This is a genomic window from Snodgrassella sp. ESL0253 (assembly GCF_013344965.1).
In the GTDB taxonomy this organism is placed as follows: Bacteria; Pseudomonadota; Gammaproteobacteria; order Burkholderiales; family Neisseriaceae; genus Snodgrassella; species Snodgrassella alvi_B.
In genome coordinates, this window is record NZ_JAAEDQ010000005.1 from 145,794 (window position 1) to 172,164 (window position 26,371).

At 42.9% G+C, this 26,371-nt stretch carries 20 protein-coding genes; 12 read left to right on the top strand and 8 right to left on the bottom strand.

From position 1 onward, the window contains the following. Positions 1–15: 15 nt before the first annotated feature. Together lolD and GYX26_RS05945 are read right to left on the bottom strand one after the other, a co-directional pair. The gene (gene lolD, locus GYX26_RS05940; protein ID WP_174828499.1) at positions 16–711 is read right to left on the bottom strand and encodes a lipoprotein-releasing ABC transporter ATP-binding protein LolD; all 696 of its coding nucleotides are present in this window, start codon (positions 709–711) and stop codon (positions 16–18) included. Further along, entirely contained in the window at positions 704–1,954 is a 1,251-nt protein-coding gene (locus GYX26_RS05945; protein WP_174828500.1) for a lipoprotein-releasing ABC transporter permease subunit, read from the bottom strand. The genes lolD and GYX26_RS05945 overlap by 8 nt, the downstream gene beginning before the upstream one ends. Before the next feature lie 600 nt (positions 1,955–2,554). On the opposite strand from GYX26_RS05945, the gene GYX26_RS05950 reads away from it, so the two are divergent. Together GYX26_RS05950 and GYX26_RS05955 are read left to right on the top strand one after the other, a co-directional pair. Next, positions 2,555–5,332, top strand: a complete 2,778-nt coding sequence (locus tag GYX26_RS05950; protein ID WP_174828501.1) for a flavocytochrome c — start codon at positions 2,555–2,557, stop codon at positions 5,330–5,332. A gap of 23 nt (positions 5,333–5,355) precedes the next feature. Next, positions 5,356–6,342 (top strand): FAD:protein FMN transferase, encoded by a 987-nt coding sequence (locus tag GYX26_RS05955; protein WP_174828502.1) that lies wholly within the window; start codon positions 5,356–5,358, stop codon positions 6,340–6,342. Between the two features lie 63 nt (positions 6,343–6,405). On the opposite strand, the gene hisC is transcribed toward GYX26_RS05955, so the two are convergent. The 5 genes from hisC to GYX26_RS05980 form a co-directional block, all read right to left on the bottom strand. After that, entirely contained in the window at positions 6,406–7,467 is a 1,062-nt protein-coding gene (gene hisC / locus GYX26_RS05960; protein ID WP_174828503.1) for a histidinol-phosphate transaminase, read from the bottom strand. Between the two features lie 86 nt (positions 7,468–7,553). Continuing rightward, positions 7,554–9,089 carry a SulP family inorganic anion transporter gene (locus GYX26_RS05965; protein WP_255453847.1) on the bottom strand — a complete coding sequence of 512 codons (1,536 nt, stop codon included), beginning with the start codon at positions 9,087–9,089 and terminating at the stop codon, positions 7,554–7,556. Positions 9,090–9,119: 30 nt separating this feature from the next. Further along, positions 9,120–10,307 carry a 5-(carboxyamino)imidazole ribonucleotide synthase gene (locus GYX26_RS05970; RefSeq protein WP_174828505.1) on the bottom strand — a complete coding sequence of 396 codons (1,188 nt, stop codon included), beginning with the start codon at positions 10,305–10,307 and terminating at the stop codon, positions 9,120–9,122. A 470-nt stretch (positions 10,308–10,777) separates the two neighbouring features. Continuing rightward, complete coding sequence (locus GYX26_RS05975) at positions 10,778–11,386, bottom strand: ricin-type beta-trefoil lectin domain protein (protein ID WP_174828506.1); 609 nt, start codon at positions 11,384–11,386, stop codon at positions 10,778–10,780. A gap of 29 nt (positions 11,387–11,415) precedes the next feature. Next, a complete protein-coding gene (locus GYX26_RS05980; protein ID WP_174828507.1) occupies positions 11,416–12,363 on the bottom strand; it encodes a class I SAM-dependent methyltransferase in 948 nt (315 codons plus the stop codon). Between the two features lie 416 nt (positions 12,364–12,779). Between GYX26_RS05980 and GYX26_RS05985 the strand changes: the two genes are divergently transcribed. From GYX26_RS05985 to GYX26_RS06020, 8 genes are all read left to right on the top strand, one after another. Next, a complete protein-coding gene (locus tag GYX26_RS05985) occupies positions 12,780–14,096 on the top strand; it encodes a DEAD/DEAH box helicase (protein WP_100091443.1) in 1,317 nt (438 codons plus the stop codon). Positions 14,097–14,390: 294 nt separating this feature from the next. Then, positions 14,391–14,531, top strand: coding sequence for a hypothetical protein (locus tag GYX26_RS05990; RefSeq protein ID WP_174828508.1), 141 nt, complete (start codon positions 14,391–14,393; stop codon positions 14,529–14,531). Positions 14,532–14,834: 303 nt separating this feature from the next. Then, positions 14,835–15,374, top strand: coding sequence for an RNA pyrophosphohydrolase (locus tag GYX26_RS05995; RefSeq protein ID WP_100091444.1), 540 nt, complete (start codon positions 14,835–14,837; stop codon positions 15,372–15,374). A 128-nt stretch (positions 15,375–15,502) separates the two neighbouring features. After that, on the top strand, positions 15,503–17,488 hold the full coding sequence (locus GYX26_RS06000) for a DNA topoisomerase IV subunit B (protein ID WP_174828547.1): 1,986 nt from the start codon (positions 15,503–15,505) through the stop codon (positions 17,486–17,488). A 685-nt stretch (positions 17,489–18,173) separates the two neighbouring features. Further along, positions 18,174–18,536 carry a roadblock/LC7 domain-containing protein gene (locus GYX26_RS06005; protein ID WP_100091445.1) on the top strand — a complete coding sequence of 121 codons (363 nt, stop codon included), beginning with the start codon at positions 18,174–18,176 and terminating at the stop codon, positions 18,534–18,536. Between the two features lie 459 nt (positions 18,537–18,995). Next, positions 18,996–19,499: a PAS domain-containing protein gene (locus tag GYX26_RS06010; RefSeq protein ID WP_238791241.1), complete on the top strand. Its 504-nt coding sequence runs from the start codon at positions 18,996–18,998 to the stop codon at positions 19,497–19,499. 1 nt (position 19,500) lies between these two features. Beyond that, positions 19,501–20,247, top strand: coding sequence for a PhnD/SsuA/transferrin family substrate-binding protein (locus tag GYX26_RS06015; RefSeq protein WP_174828509.1), 747 nt, complete (start codon positions 19,501–19,503; stop codon positions 20,245–20,247). A 614-nt stretch (positions 20,248–20,861) separates the two neighbouring features. Continuing rightward, positions 20,862–22,259 (top strand): DHA2 family efflux MFS transporter permease subunit, encoded by a 1,398-nt coding sequence (locus GYX26_RS06020; RefSeq protein WP_174828510.1) that lies wholly within the window; start codon positions 20,862–20,864, stop codon positions 22,257–22,259. A 265-nt stretch (positions 22,260–22,524) separates the two neighbouring features. Here GYX26_RS06020 and GYX26_RS06025 read toward each other — a convergent pair whose 3' ends face one another. After that, entirely contained in the window at positions 22,525–23,919 is a 1,395-nt protein-coding gene (locus GYX26_RS06025; protein ID WP_174828511.1) for a nucleobase:cation symporter-2 family protein, read from the bottom strand. A gap of 224 nt (positions 23,920–24,143) precedes the next feature. Here GYX26_RS06025 and dapA point away from each other — a divergent pair, with 224 nt between their 5' ends. Both dapA and bamC read left to right on the top strand, forming a co-directional pair. Continuing rightward, entirely contained in the window at positions 24,144–25,019 is an 876-nt protein-coding gene (gene dapA, locus GYX26_RS06030; protein ID WP_174828512.1) for a 4-hydroxy-tetrahydrodipicolinate synthase, read from the top strand. Positions 25,020–25,065: 46 nt separating this feature from the next. Further along, positions 25,066–26,211: an outer membrane protein assembly factor BamC gene (bamC, locus tag GYX26_RS06035; RefSeq protein WP_174828513.1), complete on the top strand. Its 1,146-nt coding sequence runs from the start codon at positions 25,066–25,068 to the stop codon at positions 26,209–26,211. Positions 26,212–26,371: the final 160 nt, after the last annotated feature.

The window sequence follows — 26,371 nt, forward strand, 5'->3', positions numbered from 1 at the left end:
AATACGATTTCAGTATCAGTTAGCAGTAAATGGCACTAATCTGCCGTCTGTTACCGTTAAAACTTCATCAAAGCGGGCGGCCAGCTCATCATCATGGGTCACCACAACCAGACTGGTATCCAATTCATGCTGTAAATCCAGCATTATATCCAGTACATTGCCAGCGTTTTTCCGATCCAGATTGCCGGTTGGTTCGTCGGCCAGTATACAGGCAGGATGAGTAACCATAGCCCGTGCAATTGCAGCCCGTTGCCGCTCTCCACCAGATAGTTCACCCGGCCGGTGCGCCATCCGCTGTTTCAGTCCCACTTTATCCAGCATTGCTTTCGCCTGCTCTTCAGCCTGAGCTTTAGACATGCGCCCTATCAGCAGAGGCATCATCACGTTTTCTAATGCTGAAAACTCTGGCAACAAATGATGAAACTGATAAACAAAGCCCAGATACTGATTACGCAACTGACCTACGGCTTTCTGACTCAACTGGGTTATATCCTGCCCCATCAAACGTATTGTGCCACCACTGGGGGTATCCAGCCCCCCAAGCAGATGCAGCAAAGTGGATTTGCCGCTACCGGAAGCACCAACAATACTGATACTCTGGCCACGCCTGACATTAAAATGCAAATCATCCAGCACTGATACCTGTAAATACCCGTCATCATAGGTTTTACAAACATGCTCACATTCAATAACATACTCGGGTTTATTCATAGCGCAAAGCCTCTGCCGGTTGCGTTTTGGCGGCACGCCAGCTTGGGTACAGTGTGGCAACAAAGGCCAGCAACAAAGAAATCACTGCAATCATGCATACGTCAGAAAATTTGACATCCGTAGGCAGATAACTCACAAAATAAATCTGGGACGGAATCAGGTGTTTACCGGTCATATGTTCAAAAAAGGCAACGAGGCGGCCAATATTCAATCCGAGCGTTACCCCGAAAATCACCCCAAAAAAGGTACCGAGAAATCCGGCTACTGCACCCTGAATCATGAAAATACGCATTACACCACCCGGAGAAAGTCCAAGTGTGCGCAATATGGCAATATCAGCCTGTTTTTCAGTTACAGCCATCACTAACGACGACACCAGATTAAAAGCTGCTACAGCGATAATTAACAACAGGATAATGAACATTATGCGTTTTTCCATCTGCACCGCATCAAAATAGCTGCGATTCTGGAAAGTCCAGTCGCGAATCCAGATTTCATTCTGTAGTTTTGCCGGTACCAACTTCTGAATCACAAAAGGCGCATTCTGCGGATCGGCCAATTTCAGGCGCAAACCACTCACATTATTGCCTAGCCGATACAGCTTTTGCGCATCGGTGATATGGGTTAAGGCAAGCGTATTATCCACCTCATAAATCTTCGTTGTAATCACACCTACCAAAGTAAACTGTTTTAAACGCGGCACCATGCCGGCTGGTGTTACATTGCCATCTGGCGTGATTACAGTAACCTTGTCGCCAATATTGGCGCCAAGCCCGTCAGCGAGGTCTTTACCCAGAAGAATACCAAACTCACCCGGCTTAAGACTGGCAAAACCATTATTAGGCATTCCCTTGCCATAATCGACAACATTACCTTCCAGTGCCGGATCAATCCCGCGAATTTGCACACCACGCACCTCTCCTGCATTGGCCAGTAATGCCTGATCAGCTACATAGGGCGCCGACCCCACCACCTGTTGGTTACCTTTTATCAGCTTCTGTAAATCCTGCCAGTGCTGATCCAGACTGTTTTCGTAAAATCCCATTTCAGCATGAGGAGCCACACTGAGTAACTGATTACGGATTTCTTTTTGAAAACCATTCATCACAGACAGTACAACAATCAATGTTGATACGCCAAGCGCGATACCAGCAATCGATACCGCAGTGATGAATGACATAAACCCGTTACGTTTCCTGGCACGTAAATAACGTAAGCCAATCCATGTTTCCAGAGATGCCATGAGTGCTATATTTCAATAGAAAAAACAGATTGTACCTGAGCGCGGCAAGCAGCGTCATGCTTGTGTCTCATTGTGCAATTGTTAATATTTGTTAAAAAAATAAACTCAATCTGTCTGCGTATGGTGAAAATTATCTTAATACAGCCAACAATCCTATATAACCACATGAAATTAATATACTTTTAATATTTATATCGATACCAGCAAACTTAAAACCAATACTGCTACCCTTATATGCAGCAGCACTATTCTTAATTATTTTATTCCGCCAGAAATCGCCCATGCATAGCCAGATATCAGAAAATGCCTATTTCCAGTGCAATATCATACAGGGCACGCCTGCTGTCCTGACCAGAAATTTAATGCTGGCAATAAACTTGCAGAAAGACATATATAACAATAGCCGCAAAAATATATTCATTTTATAAACTACTACTTTACCAGATTTAACCAGCTAAATTTGACACGTATCAATACAATAAATTAAATACATGCCATTGTTATATTTATGCCTTTTATTCAATAGATAACCCCTCAGGTTTTACGCTACCATGCGCATATTTCTTTTTTATACCAAGTTCTGATTAATTGGCATTGAATATGAATAATCCATCTTCTCCCCTTTTTAATCCGCTTACCTTACCCAACGGTGTTGTACTGAAAAACCGTCTGGTGATGGCGCCCATGACTACCTGCTGTGGTTTTTATGATGGTACCGTTACTGATAACCTGATTGATTATTATCGGGAGCGTTCTGGCAGTATAGGCACAGTAATTGTTGAATGCGGCTATGTAGATGCACTGGGACCAGCTTTTCCCGGTGCAATAGGTATTCACAACGATGACTGCATTGAAGGCCTGAGTCTCTTGGCCGCCGCCATAAAAGAACGCGGCTCCAAAGCAGTTATACAAATCTATCATGGCGGGCGTATGGTAGAGCCCCGGCTAATCGGTGGCCAGACACCTGTAGGCCCCAGCGCCATCGCTATTCCACGGCCGAATGCAACCGTACCGGAAGCAATGACAGCTGGCGAAGTTGAAGACATGATTGGTAAATTTGGCGAAGCGGCACGGCGTGCAATTGCCGCAGGTTTTGATGGTATTGAAATTCACGGAGCCAACACCTATCTGATTCAGCAATTTTTCTCTCCCCATGCCAATCAGCGGCAGGACAAATGGGGTGGCAGCCGCGAAAACCGTACCCGTTTCCCTCTGGCCGTACTGGAAATCAGCCGGCAGATGGCACAGAAACATGCCACTAGCGAATTTATTATCGGTTACCGGTTCTCACCGGAAGAACTCGAAGTGCCGGGTATTACTTTTGAAGATTCCCTATTCCTGCTAGATAAACTGGCTCAGGCCGGTTTAGACTATGTCCATTTTTCCATGGCGGCCACATTACGCCCATCCATTATTGACAGCAGCGATGAAACCCCATTAATTGACAAATACATGCAGCTACGTTCTGCCACACTGGCCAAAATACCGGTTATCGGCGTAGGTAATGTCGTGAATAAGGCCGATGCAGAAACAGCAATGGCACATGGCTATGATCTGGTTGCCGCCGGAAGAGCCTGTGTAGCTTATCCAGACTGGGCTGAGCGTATTCAGAACCAAAATGATTTACAGCTATCCATGAATAGTGACCAGCGGGCTAATCTGTGCATACCAGAACCATTATGGCGTTTTCCCCTTATTCACAGCATGGTACGTGAAATCAATACGAAAAAATTCCATGCCGGCACTTATCAGCAAACCGTTAGTGACGATTTCGACAATAAATTCGTTATCAATGTTGAACTGGGGCAGGATTTTATTAAAGACCTGTCACTGGTCAATACCGAACAACTGGATCACGTTTCCATTCGTAATTTTAATGAAATCAAAGAGCGTATTCTGGCCGCTAACAGCCCTTATGTAGATGCAATCAGTGGCGCTACTTCACAATGTGATGCATTTAAAAAAGCAGTTACCAAAGCCATATCTACTTCTTATAAAGTGGCCACCATCGTCGAAGGTGGCGATGCTGATGACAAATCATGTGATGTTGTTGTAGTGGGTAGTGGTGGCGCCGGTCTAGCCGCAGCCATTGAAGCACATGATAAAGGTGCTTCAGTTATCATCATTGAAAAAATGCCGGTTACCGGTGGCAATACCAACAAAGCCTCAGCCGGCATGAATGCAGCGGAAACCCGTTTCCAGCAACAGGCAGGGATTATCGACCATAAAGAATGGTTCTATAATGAAACGCTTAAAGGCGGTCAAAACAAAAACAACCCGCAATTATTGCACTACTTTGTCGAACACGCTCCGGCAGCGATAGACTGGCTCGATGAAAAAGGAATTCAGTTAAATAATTTAACTACTACCGGCGGCATGAGTGTAGACCGCACCCATCGCCCAGACAGTGGTGCAGCCGTTGGTGGTTATCTGATTAGCGGCCTGCTGAAAAACATCAATGATCGTGGCATTGAAGTAATGCTCGATACCTCTGTTACCGATATTGAAATGAAAGATGGCCGCATCAACGCAGTAATGGTGTGCGATGAAGAAGGCAATGAACAACGCATCAGCACCAAAGCAGTCATTGTCGCAACCGGCGGCTTTGGTGCCAATGCACAGATGGTTACACATTACCGGCCTGATTTAGCTAATTTTGTCACCACCAACCATAAAGGTGCGACAGGTTCAGGCATTGCACTGTTACAGAAAATCGGTGCCGGCACTGTCGACATGAATGAAATACAGATACACCCCACAGTAGAACAAAATACAGCCTATCTGATTTCAGAATCTATTCGCGGCGGTGGTGCCATTCTGGTATCGCAGTACGGTAAACGCTTTGTCAATGAACTGGATACACGTGACAAAGTTTCCAACAGCATTATTGATCTGCCTGAACATTATGCTTACATACTGTTTGATGAACAAATTCGAGTCGAAAACAAGGCAGCAGAAACTTATATCGGCAAAGGACTGGTAGTACAGGCCACCTCACTGGCAGAACTGGCCGATAAACTGAACATCAATGCCGAAAATCTTGCCAACACTGTAGAATGCTACAACCGTTTTGTAGAACAACAACATGATGAAGATTTCGGGCGTACTACCGGCATGCGCCATCCATTAAATCAGCCATCCTTTTATGCCATCCAGATTGCCCCGGGCATTCACCATACCATGGGTGGTGTAACCATCAATACCAACACCGAAGTACTGGATACCCAAGCACAGGTTATTAAAGGTGCCTATGCCGCAGGTGAAGTAGCTGGTGGTGTGCATGGTGGCAACCGCATAGGTGGCAATGCCATTGCCGATATCATTATTTTTGGTATTCAGGCTGGCGATCAGGCTGCCGCTTATGCTAAAAACCATTAACTATTAACACATAGCTCATCATCATGTCTGGTTCATGTTACACCTATAGCCAACAGCTCATGGGAACAACTGTTTCCCTGCAACTGTTTGTCGAAAACCAGCAGGCAGTAGCAGCAGTTTTCAATACCATTCAGGCACTGGAAACACGTTTAACGGTCAACCGTGACCATTCAGAAGTGATGAGCATTAACCATGCTGCCGGCAAACAGCCGGTAGCAGTAAGTAAACTGGTATTTGATTTAATCCGACAGGCTAAAGCAGCCAGCCTGCTGCCGCACAGTTGCTTTAACTTTGCCATCGGCCCGATAGTCAAGCTATGGAAAATCGGCTTTAATGGACACAGTATTCCTCCGGCAAAAGAAATAGCACACCGATTAACCCTGACTAATCCGCATCTGATCGAGCTGGATCAGGCAAAATATACAGTGTATCTGGCCAAAGCCGGTATGGAAATTGATTTAGGGGCCATTGCCAAAGGCTATATTGCCGATATTACCAGACTAGTATTGGCTCAATATGGCATTTATCAAGCTATCATCAATTGTGGCGGCAATGTATTAACCATTGGCTGCTCACCGCTTACCCCCAACCAGCACTGGCATATCGGTTTGAAACGCCCTTTTGCCAAAGCAGACAGCTTACTCGGTATACTGCACGTGCAGGACAAATCTGTGGTTACTTCTGGGATTTACGAGCGTTATTTTATGCTTAATGAACAGCTTTATCACCACATTATCGACCCGTTCACCGGCTATCCACTGGATAATGAACTGCAAAGTGTAACCATCATTTCAGATAATTCATTAACGGGGGATATTTATTCAACCATTCTGTATGGTTTTGGCGTCAGACAAGGGCTGAATGAACTGGAAAAACACAAAGATATGGGCGCTATATTTGTAACAAAAGATAAAAAAATATTTATCAAATCCAATCAGCATTTCCAGTTTGAATTACTGGCAGATGATTATGAGCTCTGCCAATCATTCATACCAGAACAGACACAATAAACTGCTTTTGCCCACCCATATCAACTATCGTTATCCAGACAGTAATAGCTGCTAAAATCCAGCTTATTGCGCAAGCATTTCCTCCAGTACCGCAATTAGCCGTTGTTGTTGTTCCTGCGTTCCAACACTGATGCGCAGAAAATTACTGATTCGTTCCTGCTGAAAATGACGTACTACCACACCATGTAGCCGCAAGAAGGCGGCAATCTGTGCTGCTTCTTTGCTACCATGGCGTGCAAATACAAAATTGGCTTCAGAAGGCAAAACCTCAAACTCCAGTCGCTGCAACTGTTCAGTTAGCCAGATACGATTTTTAATCACCTTGGCACAAGTAAGACGGAAATAGTCATCATCAGTGAATGCTGCAATAGCAGCAGCCTGTGCTACCCGGTCAAGCGGATAGGAATTAAAACTGTTCTTAACCCGCTCCAGCCCCTCAATCAAATCAGCATGTCCCATTGCCATACCAATCCGCATTCCCGCCAGCGAACGGGATTTAGACAGCGTCTGCACCACCAGCAGATTAGGATAATCATTAATCAGCCTAACGGCAGATTCTCCACCAAAATCAATATAAGCCTCATCTACCAGTACCACACAGTCAGAATTGGCCTGCAATATCTGCTCAACCTGAACCAGCGGTAAAATACAACCAGTCGGCGCATTCGGATTTGGAAAAATCACCCCCGCCCGAGCACCACAATAATCAGCAGGATTCAGGGCAAAATGCTCATTCAGAGGCACATAACAAGCTTCAACATCATACAACTGGCAATATACCGGATAAAAACTATAGCTGATATCCGGCAACAATAACTGCTGTTTACCCTGAAAAAAAGCAGCAAATGCCTGTGCCAGCACTTCATCTGAACCATTACCCACAAAAACCTGCTGTTTGTGCAAACCGTAATAATCAGCAATTGTCTGCTTTAAGTTATCCGCACTCGGATCCGGGTATAAACGCAAATCATCATTAATTGCATCCCGCATCGCAGTAAGAACCATAGGCGATGGCGGAAATGGATTTTCATTGGTATTCAGCTTAACCAGATTGGTTAGTTTAGGCTGCTCTCCAGGTACGTAAGGCTGTAAGCAATTAGTTTTCTCACTCCAGAATTTATTCATTTCTCCCTCCCAGCCAAATACAGTAAATATTCAGTATAAAGTAATCATACCTGACTACCGGCATCAGCAACAATAAACAGAATATCTTATGCCAACAGAGACTCACTCATATACTTCTGACATATCAATAAAGATTCAGCATCACGAGTACTGAACTGCTCAGGCAACAAATAATCCAGCTTTTTCGCTATGAGCGCCAAACATGCCTTCTCGCTCAAGCCACATACAAACAACATTTTATCCTGCTGATGCAACTCACGAGCCAGAGCCTGTAAATGAACAAACACAGTGACATCCGCACAGCAGCCAGCGCTCACATCCAGATACACCTTTTGTACATTCAATGTATTAACCAGATCGCGGCTGCGCTGTAATAGCATACAGGCATTAGCAAACAGCAAAACCTGAGGTAAAATAATAACAGCTTCCTGCGCCATAATCTGAACTTCGGGCAATAATACAGGCCAGGCGTACATACGGAGCGAATGCCAGCACATCACTATCAATCCCAGCGAAATAACCAGCCATAAACCAGCATATATACCAAACAGAATAATCAGAATGGCCGAAGCACACAGCCACAACAAATCATCCCACTGTCGATAATATAAACGCAATTCACCCCAGCTAATCTGTACACAAATTATATATAGCGCAATAACCGCAAGCACAGGTAAAGGCACACAAGGCCACCATGACCAGCAATAAATTAGTGCCAGCAGTAATAGCGTTGTCATCAGGGTATTAACCCTGATTTTCACTGACCGATCAGCCACATACCCCACACTGACTACCATACCGCCAGTCACTGCTGCCAGTATATTGGACAAGCCAGCAATGCCAATACCACGCCGAAACTGATCGGGTAAATACTGACAAACCTCCACATAGATTAACAGCGCTATCGTGGCACTTAAAAAAATCAGCAATGGCCAGTCAGCATGCATCAGATGAAATAAAGGCCAGAGTTGCCAGCTTTGCTGAACAGGCGTAGCAATCCCGATAAATGAAAACGGCCATATATGACTGAGAATCCACACCAGCAGCAGTACCCACAAAACCTTGGGCTGAGATTTGGTTCTCCACAGCACCAACAAGGCAAGAGTTAAGCCGGCCAGAACCATACTTGGCCAGTTCCATCTTTGCCAGTTGACCAGAAGTTCCCATTGTTCCAGCCATGAACTACTATTGGCAGAAACACCAAGAATAATCGGCACCAGCATAACCACCAAAGTCAGAACAATACCAGCACCAATACCATGCCACACCGGGCGGGGAATCCAGCTCAGACAATGCCTGGGTAATACCATAGCCAGTAATAATAACCAGACACCAGTAAACAAAGTCAGCATACTGGCCACAGCAACCCGCTCCGTTACTGCACCGGCATAATAGGCCACCGATGCCATGAGCATTAGTGCTGAAAACGGCGATGGTGTCAGCAATATCTTCTCTCGGCCACAGAAAAGCACACTGCACAACAATGCGCACATAACACCGGTCAGCGCCATTGATATGGGTAATCCGGCAATACCTGCACATGCCAAAGCCATCGGTAATACATACCCTAGCAATATCCAGCCATTTGAAAACCTTAGTAGCGGAGACAATTTTGTGCCCATCAATTTCAAAGTAATATCTTTTTGCCCATATCAACAAGATACATTTAGTGCAGTTGAGCAAAAATTTTGAGCATCATTGTATAGATGAAGATGAAGAGACCGTGCCGTTTGCCATGCCTGTTCAGAATCTTCGGCCAGAACAGTAAAATGTCCCATCTTGCGACCCGGCCGTACCTGTTTTTTGCCATACAGATGTAAACAGGCGGTATTGTGATTCAGCACGGTACACCAGTCCGGTTCCCTGTCTGCCGGCCAGACATCTCCCAGAATATTGGCCATACAGCAAGCCTGTAATAAATCAGTAGCGGCCGGCGGCAAACCACACATTAGCCGTACCTGCTGTTGAAACTGGTCAGAAATACAGGCATCTAAAGTGTAATGTCCAGAGTTGTGCGGTCGGGGTGCGATTTCATTGACAAGTAATTGCATTTCACTGCCCACAATAAACATCTCAACTGCCAGAACCCCTTTATAATCCATGGCATGAGCCAATTTTACAGCCATGTGTTCAGCCTGCTGCAATACAGACTGTGGTAATCTGGCTGGTACTAATGAATAGGCCAGAATACCATTTTCATGCTGATTTTCTGCCGGTGGAAAACATACAGTTTGCTGTTCATTCAAACGCGCGACAACAACAGATATTTCCGCACGCAAATCCACCTTTTTTTCCAACACACAACGCACATTCTGCAATCGTGTAAAAGCGGCGCGCAACTCTTCAATAGTACCTACTTCTATCTGCCCTTTTCCATCATAACCTAGAGTGGCCGTTTTCAGAATTCCGGGCAATAACTCTTCCAGATGACTATCAATATCAGACTCAGCACAAATAACCGCAAACGGCACAGTAGCCAGTCCGGCCTTGGTAATCCAATCTTTCTCCCGCTGCCTGTCCTGTGCAATAGCCACACAATCACCAGATGGTGACACCTCAGTATATTGTGCCAGCCAGCGCATTGAATCGGCACTTACATTTTCAAATTCAGTCGTCACTGCCGCACATCTGGCCATATTCTGCAAGGCAACAACATCATCAAAAGCCGCACATAAATGCACATCAGCATACTGAGCCGCTGGTGCATTCGGATCAGGATCCAAAACCGTTACCTGATAACCCATTGTTTTGGCAGCAACAGTAAACATCGCACCCAGTTGCCCACCACCCAGAATACCCAGCATTGCTGGCGGCAGAATACAGGAAGAAGAGAAAGACATAACGATAGACAGTTACCTTACCTAGAATTATAGACAATATTAGCTTAAATCAAACATTCCTGCTGATATAGTTGTCTGGTGTAAATCAAACGCCACAAAACATACCAACAATTTTTTTACCTTATAAATCATGCTAATAATCAGAAAGCACTCCGTCAGAATCAACACTTACTCAACTTCACAGGTGTGCACAGCAACCAGCACAAATTTGTTTAGCATCAATAAATTTAACTGTTGCATTTATCAATTCCAACAATAAAATCGGGCAAACTCACAAATGATATTAGCAAATATAATATTAACATAAATAAATAGATTATTACAAAAATTGCCAATATATTTAAAACTGTATCCAGTTAGAATAATTTTAATTGTCTTATATAAAACAAATTATTATCAAAATCAGAATAAACAAATAAAATATAACTATACAGCTTATAAAAAATATTCATCAAAACCTATTAACTGCATTAATGAAATTGTTGAGAGGTTACGTCCCGGCAAGGCTGTAACTGCAAACGTCCTTGTGCGCCATCCACACACAAATTACTGTTACGGTCACGTAACTGTCGGCCAGTCAATAGCCAGTTATTTTCCCTGTTAAGCGCACAAGTAACCGTTCCCACGGCATTATTTCTCACTGCCAGACAGCGACTGTTCAGCCATACCTGTCCCTGATGGAAATACATAGCTTCACTGATTTCGCCACTGGAACAGGAATCAAGCATAACTGACTGCCAGGCAGAAGAAATGCCATCATTGCGCAAGCAAACATGACCTACCGGACGCAAGCTGATACTGGGAGACACCGGATAAACCGGAGGATAAGGTAAAACAGTCGGATAAGACGGTACAGTGGGATAAATCGGTGTATCTGTGTAAATAACCGTTGCTCCTGCCGGTGCATCAATGCGCACAGTTTTATTAATGGTAGTGGTTGATGAAACAGGTAAATCAACAATAATATCGCGTTCACCATGCCCTGCATGATAAATTACAGCTGCATCAGCAACTGGCACGAGTAAGCACAGCATACCTAATACACTTGCAACAAGTACTATCTGAGCCTTTCTAACCATCACCGTCTCCTATAAACAAACTTTACCAGCTAACGTTTCCGCATCTCCCAGCATTGATGAATACGCGCATTACGAAAATCTTCCGGTACCGTTTTTCTGGAAATATTACTTACCTGATAACGCTGCTCCAGAGCAGGATTCAGCGTAAAGCTGCGCAGATTATTCGAAAAAAACAAAATTCCCTGCGGTGATAACAAACGCATAGCACCATCTACCAGCTTTTCCTGATCACGCTGAATATCAAGAATATCCAGCATTTTCTTACTATTGGAAAAACTTGGCGGATCCATCACAATCAAATCAAATTGCTTTCTTTCTTCAGCAGCCATCTGCAAATATTGAAATACATCAGCCCGCACAATCTGATGTGCCCCCATATCCAGCCCGTTCAGCTCAAAATTACGCCGAGCCCATTGCAGGTAAGTATTAGACAAATCAACTGTTTCACTTGACAAAGCGCCACCAGTGCCTGCATATACCGAAAAACTGCCAGTATATGCGAAAAGATTCAGAAAACGTTTGCCCGCAGCCATACAACCTATTTTTTGGCGCGTATTGCGATGATCAAGGAACAAACCTGTATCCAGATATTTATCCAGATTTACCCAAAAAGCCCGCCCATACTCATGAATCACAAAATCCGTGCCATCAGCACCGGTTTTTTCATACTGTTCCTTACCTTTCTGACGCTGCCGCCTTTTCAAATGAATATGTTCTCTGGGCAAACCAGTTACAAATACAATTGCGTCCATAACCCCCGTCAGCCAATCTTCATATTCCGACTTATGCATCAGCCAACCCGTATCGTACTCCTGCAAATGAACCTGATCCGCATAGATGTCCACAGCAAAGGGATATTGCGGCACATCACGGTCGTACATACGCCATGCCTCCAGTCCCTGACGCTGTGCCCATTTACGCAAATGTTTAATATTTTTGCCAAGACGGTTGGCAAATGCACCTAGATCATCACTCATAAATAAAACTTTACATAACTGCCATAATCACGCTAACAGCCACATTGTAACGGAAAAAACCATCTAACACCCCAGAGTATTCGTCACATATACCCCATGTACCAAGTTGCCTAACAAAACGATATAACTTATAATCAATCGAATAATTTGAAGCCATCGTTAGCAACCTAATTAAACACGGCGTACTCAATATCACCATATTATGTAACGCCGTATACCAACATCTGCAGAAATGCATCCGTTGCTTGGTTGTCGCCGATGTATAAAATACCCAAACACACACGCTTACGACAACCAATTGCTATCTTTGATTATTTTTCTATTTGGCTTAAGCTAGCAACTGTTTCCCATAATCTAATTTATCTTTTACAAACTAGATTATCACATTTGGTTGGTCGTTTAACCAAAGGAAAATCATGACATTGTCTTTTTCAGATTTACACTTAGACAAACAACTCACTACCGCACTTACCGCTGCCGGTTATGAAAATCCAACTCCGGTACAACTGGAATCCATTCCCGCCGTTCTGGATAATCAGGATTTAATGGTTTCTGCCCAGACTGGTTCTGGTAAAACCGCCGCCTTTCTGTTACCTACCTTACAAAAACTGCTCAAACGCAGTGAAAAATCAGGCAAAGGCCCTCGGGCACTGGTTTTAACACCTACACGTGAACTGGCACAACAGGTAGAAAAAAATGCCCAGATTTATGGTAAAAACATGCCATGGCTGCGCACAGTTACACTGGTGGGCGGTACTGCTTTTGGCCAGCAAATCCGTGCATTGTCTCGCCCGATTGACCTGATTGTTGCCACACCGGGACGATTAATGGATCACATGCGTCAGGGTCGAATTGACTTCAGCCGTCTGGAAGTACTGATTCTGGATGAAGCAGACCGCATGCTTGATATGGGCTTCATAGACGACATAGAAACCATTGTTGCCGCCACTCCTGCTGAACGTCAAACCCTGTTGTTCTCAGCCACATGGGATGGCATGGTTGGCAAACTGGCACAGAAACTAACCCATCAGCCACAGAAAATTGATATTGCCCGCGAAGAAAAACAGGGCAAAATTGATGAACAGCTGCTTTATTGTGATGACACACGACATAAAAACCGGCTGCTTGATCATCTTTTACGCGACACCAGCATTGATCAGGTTGTTATCTTTACCGCCACCAAAGCCATGTCTGAACAACTGGCTGATGAGCTGTATGAAAAAGGGTTTTCTGCCAACTGTCTGCATGGCGACATGCCTCAGGGCTGGCGCAACCGTACACTGATGGATTTACGTAAAGGGCGAATCAAGATTCTGGTGGCTACTGATGTGGCTGCTCGTGGTATTGATGTGCCAACCATTACCCACGTAATTAACTATGATTTGCCCAAGCAGGCTGAAGACTATGTGCACCGCATCGGCCGTACTGGCCGCGCAGGACGTACTGGTTTGGCCATTTCCTTTGCCGAAGTGAACGAGTACATCAAAGTACACAAAATTGAACGGTATCTGAACCGTAAACTGCCAGAACATACTGTCACCGGCATGGAGCCTACCCGCAAACGTTCTGGCAAAACAGCAGGCAAAGGCCGCCGTTCATTCGGTAACCAAAGCAAAAATGGCAACTGGGGTGCAAACCGGCGTCAGAATGGCGAGCAGCAGCCCAACCGTTCCCGTCATCGCAGCAGCAACCAGCAAAACAGACGTACCGGCAACAGCCAGCCTAAGCCTTAATTTTCTACTCTTATCATTACAGTGATCAGGCAGCCACTGCTGCCTGATCTTTCCGCAAATCAGCCGTGTTCTCGGCAATCAATTACATTTCACCCTTAAAGGCAGCCAAAAATTACTGCCTTGCAAAAGTCTGCTATATCTTATATATTGTTAGTGAACAAATAAATAATCATGTTAAAAACAATAACTGTACAGACAACTGATTTACATTATTAATCATCAGTACAAGCTGTACACAAGCTATAAATGACAACAGTTGGTGCACAACACCGACAAGCGAGAAAGGATTTAATTATGCAACACCGTCGTAGACTACAAATTTTTCAGGCTGCTAAACGTGCCGCCTTTTATCAGCATGCCCAACCAGAAAATGGTAAAGAGCAGATTCCTGAAAACGGGAAAACCATTCACAATCTCGAACCTATTCATTCCTAAAACTGATTAGATTAAACAAAATAAAGCCATATCCAACCAGATATGGCTTTATTTTTTTAGATAAATACTGTTTATCAACAGTTAAAACAAGCTTAATCATCACCACCTGCTTGGTACGGTATATATACCAGTCTCAATATCAGCTGATAGATTGATTCCAATTCATTTAATACAAAAAATGACAGTATAAATATTTCATAACTATATAAAATATAACTTAGCTGACACCCCTCCAGTTTAATCCTTACTGGTCTCACAACCCAATTTGTGCGAAAATTCGATTTATTTATTGGGCGAACTACCATGTTAGACAGAGAAGGTTATCGCCCCAATGTCGGGATCATCATCACCAACGACCGTAACGAGGTTTTTTGGGGCAAACGGGTACACGAACATTCTTGGCAGTTTCCGCAGGGAGGCATCAAGCCAGGCGAAAGCCCGGAAGCGGCCATGTATCGCGAGCTGATGGAAGAAGTAGGCTTGTTACCACATCACGTCAAAATAATCGGACGTACACGTGACTGGCTACGTTATGATGTACCTACGCATTGGATTAAACGCGAATGGCGAGGTTCTTATAAAGGACAGAAACAGATATGGTATCTGCTGCGTCTGACTGGGCGGGAAAGCGATGTTCATCTGCGCGCTACCCATCATCCGGAATTTGATGCGTGGCGCTGGCATCAGTACTGGGCACCAGTAGACGAAGTTATTGAATTCAAACGTAGCGTCTATCTGAATGCATTGCATGAATTGTCACGCTTTTTGCATGAACTGCCAAGCTGGGCTGATTTTGTTCAAACCCGCCAGAATCATGATGATAAATATTCACTGGCTGAATAAATATCAGTAATCAACTCTTTACCATATTTCCTTTCTACAGTATAAATCAGAAACAAATTACCGAAAAAATAATCTTTTTACGGTAATTTGTTTTATATTGCCATCGATACATGTCTAAAAATAAAACTATGAGCAAATCCATAACATACGATGAATCCAGCGTTACCGTTCTCAAAGGTCTGGCACCAGTTAAAGAACGTCCCGGAATGTATACCAGAACGGAAAGTCCTACCCATATTATTCAGGAAGTAATTGACAATGCGGCTGATGAAGCATTAGGTGGCTACGCACAAAACATTGACGTCACTCTGAATCAGGATGGTTCTGTTACCGTCAAAGACAATGGCCGCGGCATTCCTACCGGATTACATCCAACCGAAAATGTACCCGTAGTTGAACTAGTATTTACTCAACTACATGCCGGCGGTAAATTCAATAAAAAAAGTGGCGATGGTGCCTATGCCTTTTCAGGTGGTTTACATGGTGTTGGTGTTTCTGTTACCAATGCCCTGTCCTCACGTCTGGAAGTTATCGTTAAAAGAAGCGGAAAAATTTATCATATTGCCTTTGCAGGAGGCGATGTTATTCAGCCACTATCCATAATTGGCAAATGTGCGAATAAAGACAGTGGCACAGAAGTTCGTATCTGGCCAGACGGACAGTACTTTGATAACCCACAATACAATCTGGCCGAACTCGAACGCTCATTACGTGCCAAAGCGGTTTTATTGCCAGGAGTCAGCGTCACCCTTACCCGCTATCACAACAACACTGATGAAGCACACACACAAAACTGGCATTACCCAAATGGCCTGAAAAGCTATTTACTTGATTTACTGGCTGACACCCAAACTGCAACCCCGATTTTTGCCAGCGAAAACTATTTAAACGCCAATCATGAAACCGATTTTAATCAGGGCGAAGGTGCAGCCTATGCACTAACATGGGTAGAAGAAGGCCATGCACCAAGTGAAAGTTACGTTAACCTGATTCCTACTGCCGTTGGCGGCACTCACGAAGCCGGCCTAAAACAGGCTGTTTTTCATGCCGTAAACAATTTTATTAACCATCACAACCTGCTGCCGCGCGGCGTAAAATTGCAGTCAGATGATGTTTTCTCACGTGTAGCCTTTGTCCTTTCAGCCCGACTGCTAGACCCGCAATTTCAGGGGCAGACAAAAGACAAACTAACTAGTCGCGATGCACTCAAACTGGTTGCCACCATGTGCAGTGATCCATTGGAATTATGGTTAAACCAGAATATCGATACTGGTAAAAAAATAGCCGAACTGGCCATTCGTCAAGCTCAGGCACGTATGCGCTCAACCAAAAAAATAGAAAAGAAAAAAGGTTCAGGCGTAGCCGTTTTACCAGGTAAACTCACTGATTGCGAAAGTGAAGATATTCGCGAAAATGAACTCTTTCTGGTCGAGGGTGATTCTGCCGGTGGTTCAGCCAAACTGGCACGCGACAAAAATACTCAGGCCATCCTCCCCTTACGCGGTAAAGTCTTAAACAGCTTCGAAATCCATCGTGATCAATTATTTGGTAACGCTGAAATTCACGACATCTCAGTAGCCATTGGCGTAGACCCGCATGGAAAAAACGATAATCCTGATTTATCCGGTCTGCGTTACGGTAAGATTGCCATATTATCCGATGCGGATGTGGATGGTGCTCATATACAGGTTCTGTTACTCACCCTTTTTTATACCCATTTTCCGCGCCTGATCGAAGCCGGTCATATCTATGTGGCTCAACCGCCGCTTTTTCGTGTAGATGTAAATGCTCAGGGAAAAAACAAACCAGCAAGAAAACTTTATGCTCAGGATCAGACAGAGCTTGATAGCATTCTGGAACGGCTACAATCAGAAAAAGTTAAAGAAAGTGCTTACAGCATCAGCCGGTTTAAAGGCCTGGGTGAAATGAACCCGGATCAGCTTAAAGATACTACCATGAGTCCGGATACCCGCTGCCTGCTGCAAGTTCATATTCCAGATGAAGACAATAGCGAAACCCAGAATATATTCGTCAAATTAATGGGTAAAGGTGAAGCAGCATCCCGACGCGTCTGGATGGAAGCAGAAGGAGACAAAGTAGAAACCGATATTTGATTCAAAAACAACACACAAATGTAACCTTAATAACGCAAAAATTCTTAATTAGCCTGTTAATTTAATAATACAATAATTTTTATTTAGTACAGGTTGTTATCTAATAACAACCTGTCTAATTATGCAGCATCAACCCTATCTTCTCTAACCTTCAGCCTTATTTATCTGGATAAGCTATTTCTCACCCTTAACATTTTCCGAATCACATCATCAATAGTCAGATCAACTTATCTGAACAATTAAATCCAAGCTAATACAATTTAACATTTATCGTTAATTAATAATTATCAAAATATCTGAATATAAGATACTTGATATATAAATCATACTGATAGCAGTTAAGGTTAATTAACCTCAACACTTACACTTACACTTACCTACTCTAGTCTAAATTTTGTAACTTGATTAATATCAAGAAATCTCTAATAAAGCAATTTTATCCCCCATAATCCGTTTTTCATAATGCTATAATCAGTTGTTTCCCTAAAATATATGCCCAACAGAGGAATACTTAACTTAAATCCTGCGCTATATAAATTATCAGATCAATAAAAATAAAATAACATAAATAAATATAGAAAATATAAATAAAGATAATTAATAAAATTTAATAACATTCTTTTGCAAAAAAACTCGCCTCTCTCTATAATTGATAGGGTTACAGTCAATTTTTAGAGGAATTTTCATGAAATATGATTTTATCGAAGGTGTGTTGAAAACACTGAACAGTACTCCCGACATTACTTCTTCAGCCGTTATTTCAACAGATGGTCTGCCAATCGCCTCTGCATTACAAAGCGGCATGGATGAAGACCGTATTGGTGCCATGGCAGCCGCATTACTGTCTTTGGGTAACCGTTCTGCAAAAGAAGTTTTGAAAGGTACTCTGGATAACACCATTATTCATACTGACAAAGGTTACATGTTGCTGTTTCAAGCATCTGAAGCTATCCTGTTAACCATTACCACTACTCATGAAGCCAAATTAGGTTTGATTCTGTTCGAAGCTAAACGAGCATTGAAAGAACTGGCTGATCATTTTGATTAACAATTAGTTTGCTTAATCAGAAATGTACTGTGCCATTTAAATTCCCGCTCATGCATTATTGTAATTATTTGTTTTACAAATAATTTTACAATAAATACATAATACTGTACAAATCTGGCCAGATAGTCCAGTATTGCCGTTCTCCCAGATTCCATGTAAAAATCTGGTAGGATTTATGTCAGACAAACCTGTAACAGACAAAAGCTGACACAATTGCATGAAAGGGCGTTTAAGTGTTTATAAAAGTTTTTAAGAAAAACATCGCACATCTATACATTGGGTAAATATTATTTCAGCCCAATTACATGGAAATTCAGAAGTTTATAGTAGCGATTAATGTATAAGCCCAGAAATAACTTTGGCTGCTGTAATTTTACAAAAAAACTCTGAAATGCATCTCGTTAAGTACACTCATCCTTTATTATTTCAGATTAAACCAAAATTGAAGGACAAATTAATATGGATATGAGTCGTTGGATTCAGCCAAAGCCAGAAAGCGAATCTTCTGAGCACAAAATCAAACACTATCATCAAGATGGAGAATCAACTGTTTATGTAACCAATGAGGAATTCCCCTATCCGGATGGCGCTCTGATTGTATCCCGCACTGATCTTAATGGCATCATTACTCATGCAAATGACGTATTTGTTGATATCAGCGGCTGGACCCGTGATGAAATCATTGGTGCACCACATTGCCTGTTACGCCATCCCGAAATGCCAAAAGCACCATTTGCCGACATGTGGGCTACTCTGCAAAGAGGCGAACGCTGGTATGGTTACGTAAAAAATCTGCGTAAAGACGGCGGCCACTATTGGGTATACGCCACTGTAATTCCAAATTTACGTCAGGGCAAAGTAATTGGCTACAGCTCAATCCGCCGCAAACCAAGCCGTGAACGGATTAACGAAATGACCGCCAAGTATGCAGAAATGCTGAAAAATGAACAGGAAGGAAAATAATATGCTGAGTTTAATGGTTGTACCCGATTATCTACCTGATCAGTTCAGCACTTGGTATTTGCTCAACAACTACCTGCAAAAGAAAAGCGACCAGAACATTTCCCTGCTTATGCCCCCTTCATTTGATGAAGTAAAAGCACAGCAGGAAAAAGAAAAAGTATCCATGCTTTTCGTGAATCCTTTTTCAGCCGGTAATTACGTCCGTGAACAAGGATATTTGCCACTGGTAAAACCAAAAAACAAATCAGATGAAATCGTGATTGTTACTGCTGCCGACTCAGATATCAATGCCATTGAAGATCTGAAAGGCAATGTAGAATTAGCACTTTCTAACAATGAAGATGCAAACTTTATTGGTTTACGCCTGTTGGAACCAGCCAATCTTAGCGATGATGAAATCACCATCAAACGCAAAGACAATTTCCTCATGGTAGCTTCCGGTGTCATTCGCCATCATGCTAAAGTCGGAATTGTTCAGGCAGATGTATATGAAAGCTTTAACACAGTTACCAAAAATCAGTTGAAAGTTCTGTTGAAAAGCCGGATTAATGAAGTGTCTCACGTGATGTTATATCATCCAGACGTTGCTGCAAAAGCTGAGCCACTACAAGAAATACTGTGTAAAATGGCAAATGATCCTGATGGTGCAAACATTGTTAAAGCCTTAGGCTTTCCAGAAGGCTTCGCTGAATTATCAAAAGAAGATATGGAATTTATGATTGACGTTGTAGATACAATGCGCATGTAATTTCCCTAACTTATCTCAACCCGTGTAACCCTAAAGGATACACGGGTTGTTTTATATATAAGCCTTTATCTGGAAACCAGATAAACCAAATCAGAGAATTTTAACTTTTACAATATAATCTCAAATTAAAAGGCGTTTTAATTGCCAAAAATATACTATTATCTATTTATTCATAAAAAACAAACTCAGTCCATTTTTTAAAAATTTCAAATAAAACATTATTCTAAGCTGAAAAACCAGCGACACTTCAATCAAAAACAATGCCCTCCCCATTTAAAATCAGGTTGTAAACTTCCTACCCATAAAAGTTCACAAAAACAAATGAACGGCCTATTATTTTCAAGATAGATTGAGGACACTCTGAAATATTAGAACAATTAGAAAAAACATTAAATAATACTCAATATATTTCAGATAATGCGCTTAATTTCATCTAAGCTGATTCTCTCAAGAGCAAAAAGCGCGTTCAACCCAGAATTACCCCTATTAACTTATTATTATTAATTTGTAAATTACTTATACAATACATCACAATCTATGTATTTATATCGATGAATCAAAGCTAAACATGATTCTGTTATAATAAATCAAACCATCATTAATAAATAACAATTATGGCTACCATTAATAACAGTAAACCATCACGCTTTTTGCCCTTATTATTGGCAATAGCCATCTTTATGCAGCAATTGGATGCTACCATCCTCAACACTGCCCTGCCATCAATGGCCGCTGATCTGGGGCAATCTCCACTAAACATGCAATCGGCTATTATTGCTTATGCACTGACATTGGCCATTATGATGCCTTTGTCTGGATTTCTATCCGACAAATTAGGCACCCGTAAACTCTTTATGGGCTCCATGGTTATATTTATTATCGGATCCGTCTTGTGTGCAGCCAGTAATAATCTGGCTTTACTGGTATTGGCCAGAATTATTCAGGGATTGGGTGGAGCCATGCTTACACCGGTAGCCCGTTTAACCATGATGCAGGCTTACGACCGTTCTAAACTGATAACAGTCATGAACTATGCCATCATGCCAGCACTTATAGGACCAGTACTCGGGCCGATTATTGGTGGTTATCTTGTGGTATATACTAGCTGGCACTGGATTTTTTTACTGAATGTACCCATCGGCATGCTGGGATTGCTGGTTACCTGGTACATCATGCCCAGTTTTAACCGCCCAGCCAATTATTTTGATGGTTTAGGTTTCTTTCTGTTCTCAGCATCAGCTTTTTGCATGACTCTGACCTTTGAAACCATGTCACATGCCAATAATATGCTTTTTGGTTCCATGATGGCTATTGCAGGTATCGGAGCGCTAATTGCCTATTTGGCACATGCACGCCAAAACAATCGCGCATTGTATCCACCGCATCTCATTCTGGTACGCACTTTTCGTCTGGGGCTGGCTGGTAATCTGGTCAGCCGTCTGGGTATGAGTGCTTTACCATTATTATTACCGTTATTATTTCAAGTTGCTTTTAACTATAACGCAGTCACCTCAGGCTGGCTCCTAATGCCATTAGCTTTGGCGGCCATATTTGCCAAACCATTTTTGAAGCCATTAATGAATCACTTTGGCTATCGTGATACATTGGCCTGGAACACTCGTATTATTGGTATATTGATAATATCACTGGCTTTTATTAGCGCCAGTACACCACAATGGCTGATTCTAATGCATTTGTGTATTCTGGGTGCATGTAACTCATTACAGTTTACCGGCATGAATACCATTACACTGGCTGATTTACGTCCCAATCAAGTTAGCAGTGGTACCAGCCTGATGGCTGTTAACCAGCAGCTAGCACTGAGCTTCGGCATAGCAATTGGTGCCTTACTATTACAAAGTTTCAGTCGCGCCAGCTTCATAAATCACAATATTACTACAGCTTTTCGCCTCACATTTGTTATTCTGGGCCTCTTTACCCTGCTCTCAAGCTGGATATTTGCACGTTTACACCCTATCGATGGAGAGAATCTGCTCACAAAGAAAAAATAAATATCATCGTATAAACTTTTTATTACTCTATAAAAAAGTTAACAGCGAAAAAGTTGTTTTGACTATCTGTCCTGAAAACAACACAAAAATATTCATACCTTGGTTTATTTTGAGATACAGCCTCAAACGGCTTAACAAGCGTTCTTTCAGATATAGAAATAGCCCTGTACCTAATCTTGTAACAAATTGATTAAGCGCATTTAATAAAGAGCCAATATATAAGGCTGCCGGAATATTCAGGCAGCCTTTTTTTACCGTATATTAATTAATGCGGGATATCATCACTTAAATATACCGCAGGTTCACTTCTATCATGTGGTAACAACAAATTCAAGATAATTGCCACAATCCCGCCCATACAAATCGGATTTTGAAACAGAATAGGCAGCTGGGCAAAAACTTCCGGTTCAAATGCTACACCCAGCCCAAGACCCAGTGAAGTAGCACAAATAACCGCTTCACGGCGGCGAATGCCGGCAGTAATAATAATCCGTATACCAGCAGTCACAATCAGACCAAACATCACAACCATCGCTCCACCGAGAACCGGACTGGGAATAGTAGTGAAAACGGCACCAACCCAGGGAAATAACCCGAGTATAATCAAAATTACTGCAATATATTTTCCGACATGGCGCGAAGCAACACCCGTCATTTGAATCACACCATTATTCTGAGCAAATGTAGTTAATGGCAAAGAGCCCAGAGCAGTAGCAATCACTGAAACCAGACCATCAGCCATTACACCACCACGCAGACGGCTTGTGTACGACGGTCCGTCTACCGGCTGATTGGAAATCATGGCTGTAGCAGTTAAATCTCCAACTGCTTCAAATACACTTAATAGATAAATAGTGCTGGCTACTATAAATGCATGCCAGTCAAAGGCAAAACCATATTTAAATGGAATCGGAATGGTAATCAGTGGCAAGTCATGCAGATTGGAAAAATCAACAATACCCATAAAAATGGCAATTACATAACCGGATATCAACCCCACTGCAATACCAGCCATGCGCCACCATGCATTCTTGAAGCAGTTAAATAACAGTACTGTGAACAGCACGAATGTAGATAATGCCAGATTCGACCACGACCCGAAGGTATGATTGGCCTTAGCTGTAAGGCCGCCGCCAAAATCGGTAATGCCAACATGAATCAGACTCAGGCCTATCATTAAAACCACCACTCCGCTTACTGTGGGCGTGATGATTTTTTTCAGAAAGGGCAATAACCATGATGCACCAATTACTAAAAAGGCGCCTACAAAAGAGACGCCCAGCAAAGTAGAAATCATGGTATTTTCATTCATCCCGTTTTCTTTCATGCCCAATCCAAGCGCAATCATCACGGTAACAAAAGAAAAATTAACTGATTGAATCGATAACAGCCCCGAGCCAATGACGCCAAAGCGATGTACTTGGATATATGTGCCTACACCTGAGGCAACCATGGACATAGACACCAGATAGGCAGTCATGTCTGCAGGCAGTTTCAGAGCACCGCCAACCACCAGAGCAGGAGCCACCATTGGCACAAAAAGAGCAAGTAAATGGGTTAATGCACTGAGCAAACCATTAAAAACAGGAGGTTTTTCCTCCAGACCATAGACCAGATCAGAGTGTTCATTATGTGTACGAACAGAGGAATTATCGGTCATGTCATCCTTCCTTATTTGCTTTATGCATGTGTTAAATGAATATAAAGCAGCGTATTTTAAGCGAAGCAGGGATATTTAATCCAGAGCAAACTATTGAGCAAAAAAATCTTTAACACAACCAAACCACTTTTATCAAAAATGATTCGATAACAGGCTATTTTCCACGAAAGGAAAAAATACGCTACAATCATCACATTTTCAGCTCACCTGTAAAGGGTAGAATTATGTTGACAGGCAGCCTAGTTGCCATCGTAACGCCTATGCATACAGATGGTAGTATTGATTATGAACAATACAAACAGCTTATTGACTGGCACATCGAATCCGGTACCGACGCTATTGTCGCTGTAGGAACCACTGGTGAATCGGCTACACTTAGTGTTGATGAACACCTGACGGTGATTAAAACTGCTGTAGAACATGTAGCCGGACGCGTTAAAGTGATTGCAGGCACGGGTGCCAACAATACGCATGAAGCGATTTATCTGGCTCAGGAAGCTCAGCAGGCTGGTGCAGATATGACATTGTCGGTAGTACCTTACTACAACAAGCCTAATCAGGAAGGTATATACCGTCATTTCAAAACCATTGCTGAAGCTACCAGTATTCCCATGATTCTGTACAATGTACCAGGCCGTACTGTTGCCGATATGCAACCAGATACCGCTTTACGGCTAGCAGAAATCGATAATATTGTGGGTATTAAAGAAGCCACTGGTAATATTAGCCGCGCATGCTATCTGTTTAAACATGTACCTGAAGATTTTGCGGTATATTCCGGTGATGATCCTACTGCCATGGCATTCCTGTTATGCGGTGGCCATGGTGTTATCAGTGTTACTGCCAATGTTGCTCCCAAAATGTTTGCTGATATGTGTCATGCAGCCTTACGTGGGGACATTGCCAGCGCACGTACTTTAAATGACAAATTACAGCGCCTGCACGGTGATCTTTTCTGTGAACCGAGCCCGGCACCGACCAAATGGGCTTTGTCCAAACTGGGTAAAATCAATCCAGTTTGCCGTCTGCCAATTATCGAACTGTCTCCTACCGGACAGGCTACGATACTGGCTGCCATGCAGGAAGCTGGATTAATCTGAACATAAGCCAACATTGCCATAATAATGCACACAGAAAGTGGCCGATATGAATATAAGTAAAACCGTTGTTCTGACCTTACTGGCAGCCAGCCTTACCGCTTGTGCCAGCAAAAAAGACAACCTGCCCAAACTGGATTATCAGTCAAACAATAAAAAAATTGTCCAGCTGGATGTACCCCCAGACCTGACTGACCCGAATCAGGGTAATCGTTTCAGTGCTCCGGGTAGTTCACTGATTAATGGTGCGGTACGTGCCAGCGATTTGAATAAGCCTGCCAGCAAATACCAAACCAGTACCAATACTCAGGTGCTGACTCAAGTACCGGATATTCACTTTCAACGTGATGGTAGCATCCGCTGGCTGACCATTGACAATAAACAGGCTGCTGAATTATGGCCACTGCTGAAGGCCTTCTGGCAGGAACAGGGTTTTACTATTGAGCGTGAAGAACCATCAATTGGCTTAATGCAAACCAACTGGGCAGAAAACCGTGCCAAAGTGCCTTCAGATGCCATTCGCGGCATTTTTGAAAAAGTGGGTCTGGGTGGCATTTATTCCAGCGGTGAGCGTGATATGTTTACTATCCGTCTGGAACGCAACAGCAAAGGCGGTACAGATGTATTTTTCAGCCAGAAAGGTATGAAAGAAGTTTATACCAGCAAGGATGGGGACAGCACTGCATGGCAACCTCGTCCGAACGAACCTGAGCTGGAAGCAGCATTCTTGGCACGCTTCATGCAATATCTGGGGGCAGATGCCAAACAAGTACAGCAACAGATAGCCGACCAGAAGCAAAATCCGAATGAAAATGCACTGGCAAAGCTGGATGGTAACAGTGTTTATCTGCTAGGCTCGCAAGAGCGCAACTGGCGCCGCGTTGCACTGGCACTGGATCGTGTTGGCCTGAATGTCATTGGTGAAGACCGAAACCAGTACGTTTATCTGGTTGAAGTAGCAGCTGCTGAAGCCTCTTCTGTTTCCAATAAAAAACCGGGACTGTTTAGCCGCATGTTTGGACGCAGTAAGAAAGCTGAGCAACAACAGCTCAAACAGCAACCGCGTTTAATTGTATTGGCACAGCCACTGACAGAGGGTGGTACACGTGTCAGTCTGGCCAATGAAGATGGTACGCCCTACACTGGCAAAGATGCCAAAAAATGGATTCAGCAACTGGATCAGCAATTACGTTAATATAAAAAGCCTGCTTATGCAGGCTTTTATTTTTCCATACGCAACAATCAGGCACATACCCAATATCATAACAATACCCATAACATCAATTATTTATAGTAAATAAACAGCAAAAATCATGCTTACCTCATGCCGCAATACAATTGATCTTGCAAATAGT